This window comes from Sutterella parvirubra YIT 11816, assembly GCF_000250875.1.
GTDB lineage: Bacteria > Pseudomonadota > Gammaproteobacteria > Burkholderiales > Burkholderiaceae_F > Sutterella > Sutterella parvirubra.
On record NZ_JH605003.1, the window covers coordinates 8,138 to 25,514 of the forward strand.

Below are 17,377 nucleotides of genomic sequence, written 5' to 3' on the forward strand. Positions count from 1 at the left end.
CCGACCCGACGCACCTCTCGGACCCGGAACTCTCCGAGTACCTGAACCGTCTCGGCTACACGCTCGTGAGCCGCGCGAACACCCACACGTACAACTTCTTTTTCTTCCCGATCCGGGACGAGACGCTGAACGCCTTCGCGCTTCCGGGCGGCTTCATCGCCGTGCACACGGGGACGATCATCGCGGCGAGAAACGAGAGCGAATTGGCGGGCGTCATGGGGCACGAAATCGGCCACGTCACGCAGCGCCACATCGCGCGCATGATCGAAGGGCAGAAGTCGAACCTCGCGATCACGCTGGGGAGCGTGCTCCTGGCGATTCTCGCCGCGCGTGCGGGCGGGAATTCCGGCGGGCACGCCGCCGCGGCGATCGCGATGGGCTCCCAGGCGGCGATGATCCAGTCGCAGCTGAACTACTCACAGGACGCCGAACGCGAGGCTGACCGCGTGGGTCTTCAGACGCTCTACGCGGCGGGGTTCGACCCGAAGGGGATGGAAGGCTTCTTCTCGCGGCTGCAGTCCAGCAACCGCTTCTACGAGTCCGCGGCGCCCGCCTACCTCTCCACCCACCCGCTCACGGTCGAGCGCATGGCAGACATGGACAACCGCACGAGAAACCTTCCGACGCGCATGCACCAGGACTCGGACGAATTCCGTCTGATGCAGGTCCGCGCACGGGTGCTCCAGGCGACGTCGCACGACGCGCTCATGAAGCTCCAGAAGGTGCTCCAGGACGAACGCAAAGATGCGACGGGCAAGAACGCCTGCGCGCTCGAGTACGGCCTCTCGGTCGTCGCCTCGCGGCTCAAAGACTTCCCCACGGCGCTCCGGCACGCCGAAGCGAGCACCGCCTGCGGGATGACGAGCGCGTCCTTGACGAGGAATCTGCTCCGCGCCCGCTTTGAGGCGACCACGTCGAAGTCCACCCGCGAGAAGATCCTCGCCGACGCGCGCAGCGCCGTCGACCGCTTCCCGCTCTCGCCGATGATGGCGGAAAACTATGTCGACCTCCTCTACGAGCTCGACCGCCATGAGGAACTGATCCGGTTCCTGAGGAACGGCACCGCGCTGCCCGACACCGACCCCGACTACCACGCGATCCTCGCGCGCTCCTACGAGAAGCTCGGGAAAAAGAGCCTTCAGTACCAGCACACGGGCGAGATGTACGCGCTCCTCGGCGCCGACGAGGCGGCGGTCTACCAGTATTCGCTCGCGCAGAAGGCGAACGACGGCGACTTCTACACGATGAGCGTCATCGACGCGCGGCTTCGCGAACTGCGCGAAGCGGTCGCGCAGGCGAAGAAGGACCGGTGAAATCGCCTCCCGAACGGCCTCAACGACGGGGCCGTCCATGCGACAATACGCGCACCGGTCTGCGCCTCGGGCGGCAGATCCCTTTCTTTTTCTCACACCCCCGAACGGAATCATCCGCCCGGCGCGGGCCTCACGGCCGCCGGGCCCTTTGAGTCATGGCTATTGAAGACTACCTTACCCTTGCCGAACCGACCGACGACGTGATCGAAACCGATGCCGTCATCGTCGGCGCCGGCCCCGTCGGGCTCTTCCAGGTGTTCGAGCTCGGCCTTCTCGAAATCAAGGCGCACGTCGTCGACTCGCTGCGCAACGTGGGCGGCCAGTGCATGGAGCTCTATCCGACGAAGCCCATCTACGACATCCCCGCCGTTCCGGTCTACTCCTCGTACGAACTCACGGAAAACCTTCTGAAGCAGATCCACCCGTTCGGGCCGGTCTTCCACCTCGGTCAGGAAGTGACCGAAGTCGAAAAGCAGGAAGACGGCATGTTCCGCGTGGCGACGAGCGCCGGCACGCGCTTCCACTGCAAGGTCGTGATCATCGCCGCGGGCGTGGGCTCCTTCCAGGCCCGTCCGCTGCGCGTCAAGGGCATCGAAAAGTTCGAAGGCACGCAGCTTCACTACAGCTGCAAGGACCCCTCGGTCTTTGAAGGGAAGAACGTCGTCATTCTGGGCGGCGGCGACTCCGCGCTCGACTGGACGCTCAACCTGGTCGGCAAGGCCGAAAGCGTCGTCCTCGTGCACCGCCGCGACGGCTTCCGCGCGCAGGCCGCCTCGGTCGCGAAGATGAAGGAACTGTGCGAGAACTGGGAAATGCAGTTCGAAGTGGGCCAGGTCACGGGCTTCAACGAAGCCGACGGCAAGCTCACCGAAGTGCTGGTCGCGGGCGCCGACGGCGTGACGCGCCGCATCCCGCTCGACCATCTCCTCGTCTTCTTCGGCCTGCAGCCGAAGCTCGGGCCGATCGAGCACTGGGGCCTCAACCTCGAGCGCAAGCAGATCGTCGTCGACACGGCGCGCTTTGAATCGAACATCCCCGGCATCTTCGCCGTGGGCGACATCAACACGTACCCGGGCAAGAAGAAGCTCATCCTCTCGGGCTTCCACGAGTGCGCGTTGGCGGCCTTCGCCGCCTGCGACTACGTCTTCCCGGAAAAGCGCGTCTTCCTGCAGTACACGACCACGTCGCCGAAGCTCCACAAGGTTCTTGGCGTCGAAACGCCGAACTTCGAAGACGATTAAGCGGATCCGGTCAGCCCATTCGGCCTGATTGGACTCGAAAAAGCCGCATCCCGAGGGGGTGCGGCTTTTTTGTGCGCCTCGTTTTCGCGTTTTTCTATGAGGTACCGGTGTTCCATAAATTTCACCAACGAAACTCATCCCGCATTTGCGTGACGGCATCTTTTCCCGCGCGACGCCGACATGCCCAGTCATCCCCGATTTCCGTGGAAACCCCAAGAAAAGTCAAGCAACGGTCAGTTCCGGCACTTTCCTAGAAAACCGGCGTACCGCACCTTCCCAAGCCTTGTCCCGCCACGTATCGTCGTGCTTTCTTTCGCGAATGATTCTCATTTCGCACATTTGACAGGAGCCCACAACATGACGACCGAGCGCGTAACCCCCAACGCCCACCGGACGACTTTTGAAGCGGGCGCCCGCCGCATGGCGGAGCGTCTCGGGAGCGCGGACGACCTCGACGTCTCCGGCTTCGTCGCGAACGCCGAGGATCCCCTCCACGCCGCCTTCGAAGCGAAGGCGATCGTGCACGCGGGTCCGGGCGGCATGCCCCTGATGGGCGAAGCCGCCGAAAAGCCCGCGGGCCGGAGTCGGTTCCGCGGGCTTTTCTCTTTTCAGTCGGGGCTTCGGACTCAGTCCTTCACCACCTTGATCTGCGGCATGCGCGCCGTGTAGTCCTTCGCGAGCTTCGCGACCGAACCCGCCACCTTCATGGCGAGCTCGCGGTACATCTGCGCTTCGCGGCTTTCCGGGTCCTTCACCACCGTGGGGCAGCCGCCGTCGGCCTCTTCACGGATGCGGGCGGAAAGGGGCAGGTGCCCGAGCACGGGCACGCCGTACTGTTCGCTCATGCGCTCCGCACCGCCTTCGCCGAAGATGTGGTGCGCTTCGCCGCACTTGGGGCAGATGAAGACCGACATGTTTTCGACGACGCCCAGGACGGGAACGTTGACCTTTTCGAACATGCGCAGGCCCTTCTTCGCGTCGATCAGCGCGATGTCCTGCGGGGTCGTCACGACGACCGCGCCCGTGATCGGCACCGACTGCGAGAGCGTCAGCTGAATGTCGCCCGTGCCCGGGGGCATGTCGACGACGAGGTAGTCGAGGTCCTTCCAGTTGGTCTGGTTCAAAAGCTGCTCCAGGGCGCCCGCGGCGAGCGGACCGCGCCAGATCATCGGTTCGTCCTCGTCGACCATGAAGCCGACGGAATTCACCTGAAGGCCGTGGCCGAGGAGCGGTTCCATCGTCTGGCCGTCGAGCGAGACGGGCTGGCCCTTGACGCCCAGCATCGTCGGCTGCGAGGGGCCGTAGACGTCGGCGTCCAGGACGCCCACGTTGGCGCCTTCGTACGCGAGCGCGAGCGCGAGGTTCGCGGAGACCGTCGACTTGCCGACGCCGCCCTTGCCGGAGCTCACCGCGATGATGTTCTTGACGCCGCGCATCACGCGGAGGGTCCCCTGGACCTTGTGCGCGATGATGTTCTGCGTGACGTTCACCGTCACGTGCGCCGCACCCGCGGCCTTGAGGCATTCGCCCACGCGCTCGCCCACGGCCTGCGCGCGGTGACGCGCCGGATAGCCGAGCTCGATCGAGACCGTGACGTCGCCGTTGTCGGCGACCTCCAGGCTCTTCAGCATGTTCGAGGAAACGTAGTCGACCTCCATCACGGGGTCCTGGAGACCCGCGAGGGCCGCGCGAAGCGTTTCGGCGGTGATCATGAGTTGCTGCTCCATCCGGTTCGGTAAAGAAAAGATCCGTGCATTCTAAGCCACCCCCAAGCGCCGGACCCGCCCGGAGCGCCCAAGGTTTTCCCCGTCTCACGCGACATGTGTCGACGCGTGTCCGCACTTTCCCGAAGGACCCGCCGAAGCCCGCGGCGCCGGGCTCGCGCGCACCGCGCTTTGTTACACTATCGCGTTCATACCCTTATTCCGGCGGTTCGCCCGCGCCGGGCTCATCTGCCCGGCCGTTGGGGCCCCGTCTTCACCAACGAGATCTCTATCCAAATGAGTCAGCGCAATCTTTTCGTGACCACCGCGCTTCCCTATGCGAACGGCGTCTTCCACATGGGCCACATCATGGAGTACATCCAGGCCGACATCTGGGTGCGGCACGAACGCATGTCCGGCAACCGCGTCCACTTCATGGGCGCGGACGACGTCCACGGCGCCCCGATCATGATCGCCGCGCAGAAGCGCGGCGTGACGCCGCAGGAGTTCGTCGCGGAGATCGCCGCGGGCCGCCGTCAGTACCTCGACGGCTTCCACATCTCGTTTGACGAATGGAGCAGCACGGATTCCCCCGAGAACCACGAGCTCTCCCAGGAGATCTACAAGCGCCTCGTCGCCGAAGGCCTCATCTACACGAAGGAAATCGAGCAGTTCTACGACAACGCGAAGGGCATGTTCCTCGCGGACCGCTTCATCAAGGGCACGTGCCCGCGCTGCGGCGCGCCGGACCAGTACGGCGACAACTGCGAAAAGTGCTCGGCGGTCTACAGCCCGACGGAGGTCGTGAACCCCTATTCGACCCTTTCCGGCACGACGCCGGTCTTGAAGAAGTCCACCCACTACTTCTTCCGTCTGTCGGATCCCAAGTGCGTGGAGTTCCTGCGCGCCTGGACGAGCGGCAAGGGTGCGGACGGCGCCCCCACCGTTCAGGACGAAGTGCTCGCCAAGGACAACGAATGGCTGGGCGTTGAGGGCGGTCTCGCCGACTGGGACATCTCCCGCGACGAACCCTACTTCGGGATCGCGATTCCGGACGCCCCGGGCAAGTACTTCTACGTGTGGCTCGACGCCCCGATCGGGTACCTCGCCGCCTTCAAGAGCTACTGCAACAAGAAGGGCCTCAACTTCGAAGAAGAGCTTCTCGCCGGCAACACCGAGCAGATCCACTTCATCGGCAAGGACATCATCTACTTCCACACGCTCTTCTGGCCCGCGATGCTCCACTTCGCCGGGAAGCCCTTCCGCACGCCCGACCACGTGAACGCCCACGGCTTCATGACGGTCAACGGCGAAAAGATGTCGAAGAGCCGCGGCACGGGGATTTCGCCCCTTCGCTACCTCGAGCTCGGCATGAACCCCGAGTGGCTCCGCTACTTCCTCGCCGCGAAGATGAACGCCCGCGTCGAAGACGTCGACTTTACGAAGCTCGACTTCGCGCAGCGCATCAACTCCGACCTGATCGGCAAGTACGTCAACATCGCCTCGCGCGCCGCGGGCTTCATCGTGAAGCGCTTCGAAGGCCGCATCGACGACGCGGCGATGAAGGATCCGATCCTCGAGACGATCCGCGCCAAGGGTGAAGCCGTGAAGGCGCTCTACGAGCAGCGCGAATTCGCCCGCGCCATGCGCGCCGTCATGGAAGCGGCCGACGTGATCAACGAATTCGTCGACCGCGAAAAGCCCTGGGAACTCGGCAAGGACCCGGCGAAGGCCGCGGAACTCCAGCGCGTCTCCTCGATCGCGCTCGAAGGCTTCCGCCTCCTTTCCCTCTACCTGAAGCCCGTGCTTCCCGCCACCGCCGAGCGCGTCGAAGCGTTCCTCAACATCGCCCCGATGACCTGGAACGACGTCAACACCCCGCTCAGCTCCGCCAACCCCATCCGTGCCTACCAACACCTCATGCAGCGCGTTGACATGGAAAAGCAGCTCGACCAACTCCTCCCCGGCGTCGCCGAAGCGGCCGCCGAAGAACCCGCCCCCGACGCGAAGCTTCCCGGCGGCGAAGCGATCGCCCCCGAATGCACGATCGACGACTTCTCGAAGATCGACCTGCGCATCGCGAAGATCGTCGACTGCAAGGAGGTCGATGGTTCGACGAAGCTCCTGCAGCTGACGCTCGACCTCGGCGAAGGCCGCACCCGCAACGTCTTCTCCGGGATCAAGAGCGCCTACAAGCCCGCGGATCTCATCGGCCGCCACACGGTCGTGATCGCGAACCTCGCCCCGCGCAAGATGCGTTTCGGCGTCTCCGAAGGCATGGTGCTCGCGGCGAGCGACGCCGAAGACAAGTCGCTCGGCCTCTTCCTTCTGGAGCCCCACGCCGGCGCGCAGCCCGGCATGCGCATCCGCTGAGGCCCCTTTGAGACGCCCCGGGGCCGCGCCGCATAGGCAAAAGCCCTAGGGTTTGTCGCACAACAAAGGCGTCGTCCGAAAGGATGGCGCCTTTTTTCTACAATAGTTTGTTTATTTGGTTTCGATTGGCAAATTCCCGCCCGTCGAGACGCTTTCCCCGCCCTGACCCGAGTTTGTCCAAATGAGTTTCAAGACGCAGGTGAGCGAGTTCCTGACGCACATGCCGCTCGCACGCTTCTCCCCCGTTTTTCTGCAGTCGCTGAAGACGTACAACACGCGCATGCTCTCGCGCGACGTTTCCGCCGGCCTCACGGTCGGCATGGTGGCGCTTCCGCTGGCGATGGCCTTCGGCATCGCCTCGGGCGTCCCGCCCGAAGCGGGGCTCTACACCGCGATCATCGCGGGCTTCATCATTTCGCTTCTGGGCGGCTGCCGCGTGCAGATCGGCGGCCCCGCGGGCGCCTTCGTCGTCATCATCTACGGGATCATCGCGCAGTACGGGCTCTCGAACCTGATGTTGGCGACCTTGGGCTCGGGCTTCATCCTCTTTCTGATGGGGCTCTTCAAGCTGGGCGGCCTCATCCGCTTCATCCCGGTCTCGATCGTGATCGGCTTCACGAACGGCATCGCCGTGATGATCGGCTTGCAGCAGGTGAAGGACTTCCTCGGCCTCACCGTCGAGAAGATGCCCGCGGACTTCTTCGGGATGATCTCCGCGGTCTTCACCCACATCGGGACGGTCAACCCCTGGGCGGTCGCGATCGCCCTCGTGAGCTTTCTGATCGTGAAGTTCTGGCCCAATGGCTACAGCATGAGCGGTCCGCAGTGGAAGAAGTGGCTCGCGCACCTGCCCGGCACCGTCGTCGTCCTCGTCATCTCGACCGCCGCCGTCTCGCTCTTCGGTCTTCCCGTCGAGACGATCGGCACGAAGTTCGGCGGCATCCCGCAGGAACTTCCCTCGCTCACGTTCCCGACCTTTGAGTGGGACACCGCGAAGCAGCTCTTCGGCCCGATGCTGACGCTCGCCGTTCTGGGCTCGATCGAGAGCCTCCTCTGCGCGCGCGTCTCCGACACGATGACGGACGACCGCCACGACCCCAACCAGGAACTGATGGGCCAGGGCGTCGCCAACATGATCGTGCCCTTCTTCGGCGGCATTCCCGCGACGGGCACCATCGCGCGTACGGTGACGAACATCAAGTCGGGGGCGGCCTCGCCCGTCGCCGGCATGGTCCACGCCGTGACGCTTCTCGTGGTGATCCTCGCCGCGGCGCCCCTGGCGAGCAACATCCCGCTCTCGGCCCTCGCCGCGATCCTCGTCTTCGTCGCCTGGAACATGGGGAACTGGCGCGAATTCGTGCGCCTTCGCCAGATGACGCTCTCCTACAAGGCGACGCTTTTGGTCACCTTCTTCCTCACGGTGGTGTTCGATCTCACCGTCGCCGTCGAAGTGGGCTTGGTCGTCGCCTGCGTCTTCTTCCTCATGCGCATGAACAACATCACGGTGGTCGAGCCCGCGACCCTGCCCTTCAACGTGCCCGACACGGTCGAAGCCTGGCACATCAAGGGCGCGCTCTTCTTCGGCTCTGTCTCGAAACTCGAACCCGTCACCGACCCGACCCGCATCACCCGTGCGGGGTCCTCCCGCGTCGTCATCCTCGACATGGAGGAACTCATCAACATCGACAATTCGGCGATGGACCAGATCGAGACCTTCGTGCGTGCGCTCCACCGCCACAACCACGAGCTCATCATCGCGGGCCCCTCGGGGCACCCGTTGAAGCAGCTTCAGCGCACGGGCATCGCCCAAGCGCTCGGCCCCAACCTCGTCCCGAACATGGAGTTCGCCCTGGCCCGCGTCAACACGGTCCTGGCCGAATTGGACGAGAAGGACCGCGCCCGCGCTGCGTCCCACGGCCGTCACTGACCCCTTCTCAACCATTGATCACGGAAGGGGCCTCGGGGGCCCCTTCCCGCCAAGAACAAAACGCCCGGCGGCCGGAGAGGCTGTCGGGCGTTTCGCTTCGGGGCGGGCTCCCCATCCAGAGGAGCCCCGTACCGGCGCCGATTATTCGGGCATGTACATGAAGGCCTTGACGGCCGCTTCGAGGTCCGCGGGACGTTCGTTGCGGGCGAGGCCGTGCTCGTAGGCGTACTCGGCGATCGCGACGCCGATCTTCATCGACACGTCGCGCACTTCGGAGAGCGACGGATAGAGCGAGCCGCGTTCGAGGTCTTCTTCCGAGACCGTTTCGGCGAGCGTGCGCGCGGCGGCGAGGAACATGCCGGTCGGCATCCATTCGGCCTGCGCGAAGACGGCGCCCAACCCCAGCCCCGGGAACACGTAGCTGTTGTTGCCCTGACGGGGCACGAACGTGCGGCCGTTCAGTTCGACGGGCGCGAAGGGCGAGCCCGACGCGAAGAGCGCGCGGCCGTCCGTTTCACGGTAGGCGGTTTCGGCGTCGCACTCGGCGCGCGAGGTCGGGTTCGAGAGCGCGAAGATGATCGGGCGCTCGTTGATCGCGGCCATTTCGCGGAGCACCGCGGCGTCGAAGGCCTTGGGCTGGGCGGCGACGCCGACGATCCCGGTCGGGCGCACGGCGCGCACGGCTTCAAGGAACGTGCGGCACTCGGGGAGTTCGTGCGCGAAGGGCTGCTTGTTCTCGGCGAGACCCGTGCGGGCGGCCGTCACGAGCCCCTTCGAGTCGAAGAGGCAGCAGTGCTTGAGGGCTTCGGCGCGGTCCATCCCTTCGTCGACCAACGCGTCGACGATGAGGTTCGCGATGCCGGTCGCGGCTTCGCCCGCGCCGAGGAAGAGGAAGGTCTGCTCAGCGAGGGGCTTCTTCGTCACGCGCACGGCGCTGTAGACGCCCGTCAGAGCGACGGCGGCCGTACCCTGGATGTCGTCGTTGAAGCAGAGGATCTTGTCCTGGTAGCGGCGCAGGAGTTCGAACGCGTTGTGGTTGCCGAAGTCTTCGAACTGGATGAGGACCTTCGGCCAACGGCGGCGCGCGGCCTGGATGAATTCGTCGACGAGCGCGAAGTATTCGTCGCCCGTGACGCGTTCACGGCGAAGGCCGAGGTAGAGCGGGTCGTTGAGATACGCCTCGGTGTTCGTGCCCACGTCGATCGTGACGGGGAGCGTGCGGGCGGGATCGATCCCGGCACAGGCCGTGTAGAGCGAGAGCTTCCCCATCGGGATGCCCATGCCATTCATGCCGAGGTCGCCCAGGCCCAGGATGCGCTGACCGTCGGTGACGACGATCACGTCGACTTCTTCCTGCGGGCAGTTGGCGACGAGCTCCTCGACGCGGCCGCGGTCTTCGTAGGAGACGAAGAGCCCGCGCGGGAAGCGGTAGATGTGGCTGAACTTCTGGCAGACCTCACCCACGGTCGGGGTGTAGACGATCGGCATGAAGCGGTCGGTGTGCTCGATGAGGAGCTTGAAGAAGAGGTTTTCGTCGGCAGCGCGGATGGCGTCAAGTTCGAGGTACTTGCCGAGCGGGTCCGGACGGCTGTCGATCAGCGCGAGGGCACGCGCGACCTGGTTTTCCGCCGAAGAGACGGCGGGCGGGAGGAGTCCGCGGAGACCGAGACGGTCGCGGGCTTCGGCCGAAAAGCCGACGCCGCGGTTGAGATGCGCATTGACGAGAACGTCCGCCCCGCGGACACACTGATTTTGGTTCGACATGGTTCCTTCTTCTCGAAGTCGGTTTCATTCCCAAGGCCACCCCGCAGGGGCGCTCAAGGGTCTATGAAAAAGGCGCGGCGGCCGTGACCGTCGCGCCCATCGGGAAGCATTGTAACAGCCTGTCAGCGGCCTTTTGTCTCAGCCGTTCGGCCTACTTCCGCTATTTCCCGGACTTCGCGCCCGCCTTCATGTCCGAAAGACGCGACTTTGCCGCGGCGGCAGCGTCGCTCTCGGGGTAAGTCTTGAGAACCTTGTTGAAGGTGGCCGTGGCGGCCTTGACGTTGCCCGCGGCCGCCTGGGAGCTCCCGACCAAAAGCATCGCGTCGGGGGCGCGCACGCCCTTCGGGTAGTCCTTCAAAAGCCGGTTCTGGGAGTCGATGGCGTCCTTGTAGCGCTCCAGCGCGAAGGCGCAGGTCCCCTCCCAAAAGAGCGCCTCCTGGCGGTAGGGCGACTCGGGCCACTTCGCGGCGAAGCGGTCGAACTTCGTCAACGCGTCCTTGAACTGGTTGTCCTGCAGGAGGAGCACCGCGGCGTCGTACTCGGCCTTTTCCGCAGGATCGACCTGATGCTGCTCGCCGTTGATCGTCACCGTCACGGGCTCAAACGCCCCGATGCGCCCGTCCAAAGACTGGTAGAGGTCGCGGGTCGAGCGCTGTTCGACCGCGAGCTGATTGCGCAGTTCCTCCAGGTCCCCCGTCAGGTGACGGTTGTGTTCCTTCAAGGCGTTGATTTCGCTCACCAGCTGGAACTGCGCGTTGCGCGTCGTCGCGAGGTCCGCGCGCAGGGACTTCACTTCCTCGCGGAGCTCCAGAATCGCGCGGCGCGCGTCGTCGTCCGCAAAGGCGTGGGCGGAAAAGGCGGCCGTGGCCGCCAGAAGCGCGGCCGCGACGCGCGCGGCCGTCAGGTTCTTGGTCAGCATGAATCCTCCGGGATGCGCGCCGCGGGAGACTCCTCACGCGGCGCACGGATGCGGTCAGGGCTGCGCGCCTTCGGCGGGCTGCGGCGCGGGCGCCGCGTACTCGGCCGGGTAGACCAGGTCGGCGCGGCGGTTCTGCGCCCAGGCTTCTTCGGTGTGGCCCGTGGCGACGGGCTTTTCCTTGCCGAAGGAGACGGCTTCAAGGCGCGAGGCGGGCACGCCCATCAGGACGAGGCGCTGCTTCACGGCTTCGGAGCGCTTCTGCCCCAGCGCGAGGTTGTACTCGCGGCCGCCGCGCTCGTCGGTGTTCCCCTGAATGGCGATCTTCACTTCGGGGTGCTCGATCAGCCACTTGGCGTGCGCCTCGATGTAGGGCACGTATTCGGGCGCGACGTCGTAGGCGTCGAAGCCGAAGTAGATCGAACGCTGCGAGAGCGGGTTCGCCGGATCCGTGAAGGGATTCGTCGAGACCTGTTCCGTCTGGGCGGCTTCGCCGGCCAACGTGCCGGTCTTGGCGTCTTCGTCGAGCGAGACGCTGCTCGCGCAACCCGTGAGGAGCCCGGCGAGGGCGAGGGCGGCCGCAGCGGCCTTCCAGTGCATGGTCATGAGCTTTACTCCGAAATGTCGGGCGGGCGCGGAGCCCGCCTCATCTTCTCTTGGTGTTGGGTCAGTAGATCACCGGGCCCCAGGCGGGCTCGCGGATGTCGCCGTCGCCGACCAAGCGCGTCGTCAGGCGCGCGTCCGCCGAGCAGGTGCCGAGGACGCCCCGGCCGTTCTCTTCCGTCGCGTAGACGAGGAAGCGCCCGTTCGGGGCGAAGGCGGGCGATTCGTCGCGCTCGGTGTGCGTGACGAGGAGGTCCTGCGCGTTGCTGAGGTCCATGACGGCGAGGCGGAAGCGGCCTTCGAGGCGCGAGACGTACGCGATGCGCTTGCCGTCGGGCGAGACCGCCGGACTGATCGCGTAGTTCGAGCCGAAGGTGATGCGTTCGGCGGCGCCCCCCGCGACGGGCTGGCGGTAGATCTGAGGCGTGCCGCCGCGGTCGCTCGTGAAGTAGATCCACTTGCCGTCGGCGCTGAAGGTGGGCTCGGTGTCGATGCCGTAGCTGCGCGTGAAGCGGCGGAGGTTCCCGCCGTCGACGTTGATGAGGTAGATCTGCGTGAGGCCGTCGCGCGAGAGTGCGATCGCGAGCTGGCGGCCGTCGGGCGAAAAGGCCGGCGCGGAATTGTTCCCGGGGAAGTTCGCCACGGCGCGGCGCACGCCCGTCGCGAGCTCGTGCACGTAGACGACGGGCTTCTTGTGCTCGAAGCTCACGTACGCGATGCGCGCGCCCTCGGGCGACCACGCGGGCGAAATGATCGGTTCGGTCGAGCGGAGCGCCGTGCGCGGGTTCGCGCCGTCGCACTCCGTGATGATGAGTTCGTAGTGGCGGCGGCCGAGCTGCGCGACGTACGCGAGGCGCGACGCGAACATCGGACCTTCGCCGGTGTAGCGCGTGTAGAGCCGGTCGGCGAAGCGGTGCGCGGCCATGCGCAGCTGATCGGGCTGCGCAGCGATGCCGTGGCTGTCGACCACCTCACCCGTCGAGATCTCGTAGACCGACATGCGCAGGTCCCACGTGCCGTTCGCGAGCACGTTCGCCGTGCCGACCACGAGGGCGACGGCGCCCGCCGCCGCGGCATCCGCGAGCGCGGTGCGCAGCGACTCGTCGTTGCCCAACGTCGGCACGCTCTTGGGCGCCATGACGCGGAAGGAGCCGGAGCGCGTCAGGTCCGCGCCCACCACGTCGGCGACGTTCTCGGGCGCATCCTCCCCGCCCATGAAGGGACAGATGACGATGGGGGTCTGATTGGCGCCGACGCCGGTGATTTCGATGCGCAGGTCGGCCAGGGCCGCCGTCGGAAGAACGGCGGCGCACATGCCGGCGCCCAAGAGGGTGCGGCGGCTCCAACGGCCGCCGAGATCGTTGCGATCCGTCACGGAAACTCACTCCCAATAGGGGGACGGGGCCGCCCAAGCGTGCGGCCCGAAGAAGTCTGTGGGCGTACTCGGAACGCCCGGTGTACGAGCCAATATAAGCGAAAAAAGCGCTTCGTGCCGACGAGCCCGCCCGCACCGAAGCGCTTTTTAACTATTCGCCGAAGCTTAGTGGCGGAAGTGACGTTCGCCCGTGAAGACCATGGCGATGCCGCGTTCGTTCGCGGCGGCGATCACCTCGTCGTCGCGGATCGACCCGCCCGGCTGGATCACCGCCGAGGCGCCCGCGTCGACCACGACGTCGAGGCCGTCGCGGAACGGGAAGAACGCGTCCGAGGCGGCGACGCTGCCTTCGAGCGAGAGACCGGCTTCCTCAGCCTTGATGGCGGCGATGCGCGCGCTGTCGACGCGGCTCATCTGACCGGCGCCGACGCCGAGCGTCATGCCGTCGCGCACGTAGACGATCGTGTTGGACTTGACGAAGCGGGCGACGTTCCACGCGAAGAGCATGTCCTGGATCTGACCTTCCGTCGGCTGCTTTTCCGTGACGCAGCGGAGCGCATCGGCGCCGCAGAGCTGGTTGTCCGGCGTCTGAACAAGAAGACCGCCGCCCACGCGCTTGAAGTCGAAGTCGTTCTGAGCGCCGCCCAAAGCGACCGTCAAGAGGCGCAGGTTCTTCTTCGCGCCGAAGACGGCGAGGGCTTCAGCCGAGAAGGCCGGGGCGATGATCACTTCGGCGAACTGCTTCGCGACCATTTCGGCGCAGGCGCCGGAGACTTCGCGGTTGAAGGCGATGATGCCGCCGAAGGCACTCTTGCTGTCCGTCTGGAAGGCCTTGGCGTAGGCTTCGGCGACGTCCGCGCCGATCGCGACGCCGCAGGGGTTCGCGTGCTTGATGATGACGCAGCAGGGTTCCGCAAACGAGCGGCAGCATTCCCAGGCCGCGTCGCTGTCGGCGATGTTGTTGTAGCTCAGTTCCTTCCCCTGGAGCTGCTCGTACCCGGCCAAAAGCCCCGGCGCGACGTTCACTTCACGGTAGAAGGCCGCCTGTTGGTGCGGATTTTCGCCGTAGCGCATGTCCTGGACCTTCACCCACTGGCGGTTGAAGGTTTCGGGGAAGAGGCCGCGTTCGCCTTCGGGCGTGAGGCTCGTGAGGTAGTTCGCGATCATGCCGTCATAGCGGGCGGTGTGCGCGAACACCTTCTTCGCGAGCGCGAGGCGCGTCGCGGGGGTGACGGCGCCCTCGGCGCGGATTTCGGCGAGGACCGCGTCGTAGTCCGCGGGGTCGACGACGACCGCGACGGATTCGTGGTTCTTCGCCGCGGCGCGGATCATCGTCGGGCCGCCGATGTCGATGTTCTCGACGGCGTCTTCGAACGTGCAGTCGGGCTTGGCGACGGTCTGCTCAAACGGATAGAGGTTGACGACCACGAGGTCGATCGGGTCGATCGCATGGGCTTCGAGCGCGGCCATGTGTTCGGCGACCGGACGGCGCGCGAGGATGCCCGCGTGGATCTTGGGGTTCAGGGTCTTGACGCGGCCGTCGAGCATCTCCGGGAAGCCCGTGTAGTCGGCCACTTCCTGGCAGGCGACGCCTTCCTTTTCGAGGAGCTTCGCGGTGCCGCCCGTCGAGAGGATGTGGTAGCCGAGTCCGGCCAAGGCACGGGCGAAGTCGACGACGCCGGTCTTGTCGGAGACGCTGATGAGTGCTTGCTTGCGCATGGTTCCAATTTCCTAAAAGTTGAAAGCGCGCTCAGAGAAAAAGCCCGTGTCGGGTGAGCTTCTTTCGGAGCGTGTTTCGGTTGATGCCCAAAAGCTTGGCGGCGGCACACTGGTTGTTCTGGCACATCCCCATGGCGTAGAGCAGGAGCGGGCGTTCCACGGCGTGGATGACGAGCTCATAGAGGGGGTGGGGATGGCGTCCTTCGAGCTGCTCGAAATAACGGTCGAGCTTGGCGACCACCACGGCGTCCAATTCGTAGTCCTTGGTGTTGAAGGCCGTTTCGGGAAGGTCGATCAGGGAAGGATCAACCGGCGTGTCGTCCGGGAATTCGTTCATGATGAGGAATCGGGTGCGGCGTCGAACGCGCGGCGCACGAGGTCGGTCTGGCGGTCGGGATCACGCTCGGCGAGGATCTCGGGGAGGAAAAGCTCGGACCCGGGAACGGCGCGCAGGTAGTGCGCGAGATGCTTGCGGATCGTCACCGCGCCGCGTTGCCCGCCATAGTAATCGAAATGAAGCGCCATGTGACGGAGCACCGTCGCGCGCCGGCGCACGAGATCGGGCTCGGTCCAGGCGGGGCCGGTTCCGAGCGCCGCCGCCACTGCGCCCATCACCCAAGGATTCCCATAGGTTGCGCGGCCGATCATCACGCCGTCGGCACCCGTCATCCGCATCACATCAAGGGCTTTCCCGGGGCCGTCGATGTCGCCGTTGGCGACGACCGGAATCGAGACCGCGGCCTTCACCTCACGGATCGTGTCGTACTCGGCTTGCCCCCGGAAACCGTCTTCTCGCGTGCGCCCGTGGATGACGAGCATCGCGATCCCCGCGGCTTCGGCCATCTTCGCGATCGTGAGCGCGTTCTTCATCTCACGGCTCCAGCCCGTGCGGATCTTGAGCGTGACGGGCACCGAAACCGCGTTGACGACCGCATCCAAAATCCGGCCAACCAGGGGTTCGTCCCGCATCAGGGCGCTCCCGCAGGCGGCGTTCAGCACCTTCTTCGCGGGGCAGCCCATGTTGATGTCGACGACGTGCGCGCCCCCGTCCGCGGCGTAGCGCGCGGCGTCCGCCATGTGGGCGGGATCGGCCCCGAGAATCTGCACGACGCGGATTCCGGACTCGCGCTCGTCCGCCCAACGGGTGGAGCTCTTGCGGCTTTCGCGCAGTTCCGGCTTGCTCGCCGTCATTTCGCCGACCGCGTAGCCTGCGCCCTCGGCGCGGCAGATCTCTCGAAAGGGCAGGTCGCTCATCCCCGCCATCGGGGCGAGCATCACGGGGTTCTCAATAATGTGGGAACCGAGCTTGATCATCCGCGGGCTCCGTAGGTGCGCAGAAGGTTCGTCCATTCGTCGGGGCCGACGCCCAAACGCGCCGCGTCCCCGGCGTCCCCCGTCCAGCGCGAGCGCGCCGCGGTCAATTCCGCGGGGTCGCCCACGTTCGCCCAGGGGCCGACGAATTTTTCGCCGGTCAGGCGCTTCTCCCAGAGCCACGGGAACAAGGGCGAGCGCCCATCGGGAAGGCCCGCGAAGGCGTCGGCCCGGTAGAGACCGATGGACGCGAACGTGAGTCGCTCTCCGGCGCCCTCCCGCGAGACGGCGCCCTCCGGAGCGAGCGCCATGTCGCCCTGCGGGTGGTAGGCGGGGTTGGGTACGAGCACGAGGTGCGCGGCGGGCGCGCACGCGGGGTCCGCCTCCCAGCACCGGGCACGTTCGGTCAGGCGGAAGAAGTCGTAGTCCGAAACAATGTCTCCGGCGACGGCGATGAAGTGCTCGTACCGGCCGTTGTCGGTGAGAAGATCCATGGCGCGGACGAGCCCCCCGCGGGTTTCGAGCGCCTCTTCGGCGGTGCTCCCTTCACGGCTGTAGAAGAGCCGCATGCCGAGCGCCTCACCCGTACCGAGCGCGGCGGGCACGGCGTCGGCGCCGTGCGCGAGGTTCAGCACCGCTTCGCGGATCCCGGCGCGGCGAAGCGCAAGCAGAACGCGCACCGCCATCGGGAGCCTCCCGACGGCGACGAGAGGCTTCGGCAGAAGCCTCGTCAACGGGCGCAGGCGGCTCCCCGCACCCGCACAGAAGACCATGGCGCGCATCGGCGTCAGAACGTGTAGCCCACCTTGATCGTCGGGCCTTCGAGCCGTTCGATCAGGTGCATGAGGGGCGAGAGCTCGCTGTAGCGCTGCGAGGTCTTGCGCACGTAGTCGATGAAGCGCGGCGTGTCGGCGAGGTACTTGGGCTTGCCGTCGCGGTAGTTGATGCGCGCGAAGATCCCGAGGACCTTGAGGTGGCGCTGCACGCCCATGAATTCGACGTCGCGGTAGAAGACGCCGAAATCCTCCGGCACGGGGATCCCGGCGCGGCGTGCCTTTTCCCAGTAGCGGATCGTCGTGTCGAGGACGAAGCTCTCGCCCCAGCTCACGAAGGCGTCGCGCAGAAGGCTCGC

The 17,377-nt window shown here is 66.0% G+C and carries 14 protein-coding genes and 1 pseudogene; 5 read left to right on the top strand and 10 right to left on the bottom strand.

Features of this window, described 5'->3' with window-relative positions:
* The 3 genes from HMPREF9440_RS07900 to HMPREF9440_RS07910 all read left to right on the top strand — a co-directional run.
* The coding region (locus HMPREF9440_RS07900) for a M48 family metalloprotease (protein WP_008543138.1) at positions 1-1,313 on the top strand (1,313 nt) is incomplete at its 5' end.
* 155 nt (positions 1,314-1,468) lie between these two features.
* On the top strand, positions 1,469-2,554 hold the full coding sequence (locus tag HMPREF9440_RS07905) for an NAD(P)/FAD-dependent oxidoreductase (RefSeq protein WP_008543140.1): 1,086 nt from the start codon (positions 1,469-1,471) through the stop codon (positions 2,552-2,554).
* Positions 2,555-2,911: 357 nt separating this feature from the next.
* Entirely contained in the window at positions 2,912-3,223 is a 312-nt protein-coding gene (locus HMPREF9440_RS07910; protein ID WP_008543142.1) for a hypothetical protein, read from the top strand.
* On the opposite strand, the gene apbC is transcribed toward HMPREF9440_RS07910, so the two are convergent.
* Positions 3,181-4,266, bottom strand: a complete 1,086-nt coding sequence (apbC, locus tag HMPREF9440_RS07915) for an iron-sulfur cluster carrier protein ApbC (protein ID WP_148516566.1) — start codon at positions 4,264-4,266, stop codon at positions 3,181-3,183. The two genes, HMPREF9440_RS07910 and apbC, sit on opposite strands and share 43 nt — an antisense overlap.
* A 276-nt stretch (positions 4,267-4,542) precedes the next feature.
* Here apbC and metG point away from each other — a divergent pair, with 276 nt between their 5' ends.
* Positions 4,543-6,630 carry a methionine--tRNA ligase gene (metG, locus tag HMPREF9440_RS07920; protein ID WP_392392000.1) on the top strand — a complete coding sequence of 696 codons (2,088 nt, stop codon included), beginning with the start codon at positions 4,543-4,545 and terminating at the stop codon, positions 6,628-6,630.
* A 181-nt stretch (positions 6,631-6,811) separates the two neighbouring features.
* Positions 6,812-8,557 carry a SulP family inorganic anion transporter gene (locus tag HMPREF9440_RS07925; RefSeq protein ID WP_008543145.1) on the top strand — a complete coding sequence of 582 codons (1,746 nt, stop codon included), beginning with the start codon at positions 6,812-6,814 and terminating at the stop codon, positions 8,555-8,557.
* 141 nt (positions 8,558-8,698) lie between these two features.
* Here HMPREF9440_RS07925 and HMPREF9440_RS07930 read toward each other — a convergent pair whose 3' ends face one another.
* The 9 genes and pseudogenes from HMPREF9440_RS07930 to HMPREF9440_RS12130 all read right to left on the bottom strand — a co-directional run.
* On the bottom strand, positions 8,699-10,321 hold the full coding sequence (locus tag HMPREF9440_RS07930) for an NAD-dependent malic enzyme (protein WP_008543146.1): 1,623 nt from the start codon (positions 10,319-10,321) through the stop codon (positions 8,699-8,701).
* Positions 10,322-10,481: 160 nt separating this feature from the next.
* On the bottom strand, positions 10,482-11,240 hold the full coding sequence (ybgF, locus tag HMPREF9440_RS07935; protein ID WP_008543147.1) for a tol-pal system protein YbgF: 759 nt from the start codon (positions 11,238-11,240) through the stop codon (positions 10,482-10,484).
* A 54-nt stretch (positions 11,241-11,294) separates the two neighbouring features.
* Complete coding sequence (gene pal / locus HMPREF9440_RS07940; protein WP_008543149.1) at positions 11,295-11,843, bottom strand: peptidoglycan-associated lipoprotein Pal; 549 nt, start codon at positions 11,841-11,843, stop codon at positions 11,295-11,297.
* 61 nt (positions 11,844-11,904) lie between these two features.
* Positions 11,905-13,155, bottom strand: coding sequence for a Tol-Pal system beta propeller repeat protein TolB (gene tolB, locus HMPREF9440_RS07945; RefSeq protein ID WP_008543151.1), 1,251 nt, complete (start codon positions 13,153-13,155; stop codon positions 11,905-11,907).
* Positions 13,156-13,380: 225 nt separating this feature from the next.
* Complete coding sequence (gene purH, locus HMPREF9440_RS07950; protein WP_008543152.1) at positions 13,381-14,934, bottom strand: bifunctional phosphoribosylaminoimidazolecarboxamide formyltransferase/IMP cyclohydrolase; 1,554 nt, start codon at positions 14,932-14,934, stop codon at positions 13,381-13,383.
* A gap of 31 nt (positions 14,935-14,965) precedes the next feature.
* Complete coding sequence (locus HMPREF9440_RS07955) at positions 14,966-15,271, bottom strand: helix-turn-helix domain-containing protein (RefSeq protein ID WP_008543153.1); 306 nt, start codon at positions 15,269-15,271, stop codon at positions 14,966-14,968.
* Positions 15,268-16,248: a tRNA dihydrouridine synthase DusB gene (gene dusB / locus HMPREF9440_RS07960; RefSeq protein ID WP_008543154.1), complete on the bottom strand. Its 981-nt coding sequence runs from the start codon at positions 16,246-16,248 to the stop codon at positions 15,268-15,270. Before dusB ends, HMPREF9440_RS07955 begins: the two co-directional genes overlap by 4 nt.
* Complete coding sequence (locus HMPREF9440_RS07965; protein ID WP_008543155.1) at positions 16,245-17,027, bottom strand: nucleotidyltransferase family protein; 783 nt, start codon at positions 17,025-17,027, stop codon at positions 16,245-16,247. Before HMPREF9440_RS07965 ends, dusB begins: the two co-directional genes overlap by 4 nt.
* 5 nt (positions 17,028-17,032) lie before the next feature.
* Positions 17,033-17,377: pseudogene (locus tag HMPREF9440_RS12130) on the bottom strand (aminoglycoside phosphotransferase); the annotation flags it as partial.

What these genes read in the sequence shown, in the direction of transcription:
- tolB (WP_008543151.1), bottom strand. Translation starts at nt 13,155, where the DNA reads ATGTGCGCCGCCGTTCTTCCGACGGCGGCCCTGGCCGACCTGCGCATC.
- purH (WP_008543152.1), bottom strand. Translation starts at nt 14,934, where the DNA reads ATGCGCAAGCAAGCACTCATCAGCGTCTCCGACAAGACCGGCGTCGTC.
- HMPREF9440_RS07905 (WP_008543140.1), top strand. Translation starts at nt 1,469, where the DNA reads ATGGCTATTGAAGACTACCTTACCCTTGCCGAACCGACCGACGACGTG.
- pal (WP_008543149.1), bottom strand. Translation starts at nt 11,843, where the DNA reads ATGACCATGCACTGGAAGGCCGCTGCGGCCGCCCTCGCCCTCGCCGGG.
- HMPREF9440_RS07925 (WP_008543145.1), top strand. Translation starts at nt 6,812, where the DNA reads ATGAGTTTCAAGACGCAGGTGAGCGAGTTCCTGACGCACATGCCGCTC.
- apbC (WP_148516566.1), bottom strand. Translation starts at nt 4,266, where the DNA reads ATGATCACCGCCGAAACGCTTCGCGCGGCCCTCGCGGGTCTCCAGGAC.
- ybgF (WP_008543147.1), bottom strand. Translation starts at nt 11,240, where the DNA reads ATGCTGACCAAGAACCTGACGGCCGCGCGCGTCGCGGCCGCGCTTCTG.
- HMPREF9440_RS07930 (WP_008543146.1), bottom strand. Translation starts at nt 10,321, where the DNA reads ATGTCGAACCAAAATCAGTGTGTCCGCGGGGCGGACGTTCTCGTCAAT.
- HMPREF9440_RS07955 (WP_008543153.1), bottom strand. Translation starts at nt 15,271, where the DNA reads ATGAACGAATTCCCGGACGACACGCCGGTTGATCCTTCCCTGATCGAC.
- HMPREF9440_RS07910 (WP_008543142.1), top strand. Translation starts at nt 2,912, where the DNA reads ATGACGACCGAGCGCGTAACCCCCAACGCCCACCGGACGACTTTTGAA.
- HMPREF9440_RS07965 (WP_008543155.1), bottom strand. Translation starts at nt 17,027, where the DNA reads ATGCGCGCCATGGTCTTCTGTGCGGGTGCGGGGAGCCGCCTGCGCCCG.
- dusB (WP_008543154.1), bottom strand. Translation starts at nt 16,248, where the DNA reads ATGATCAAGCTCGGTTCCCACATTATTGAGAACCCCGTGATGCTCGCC.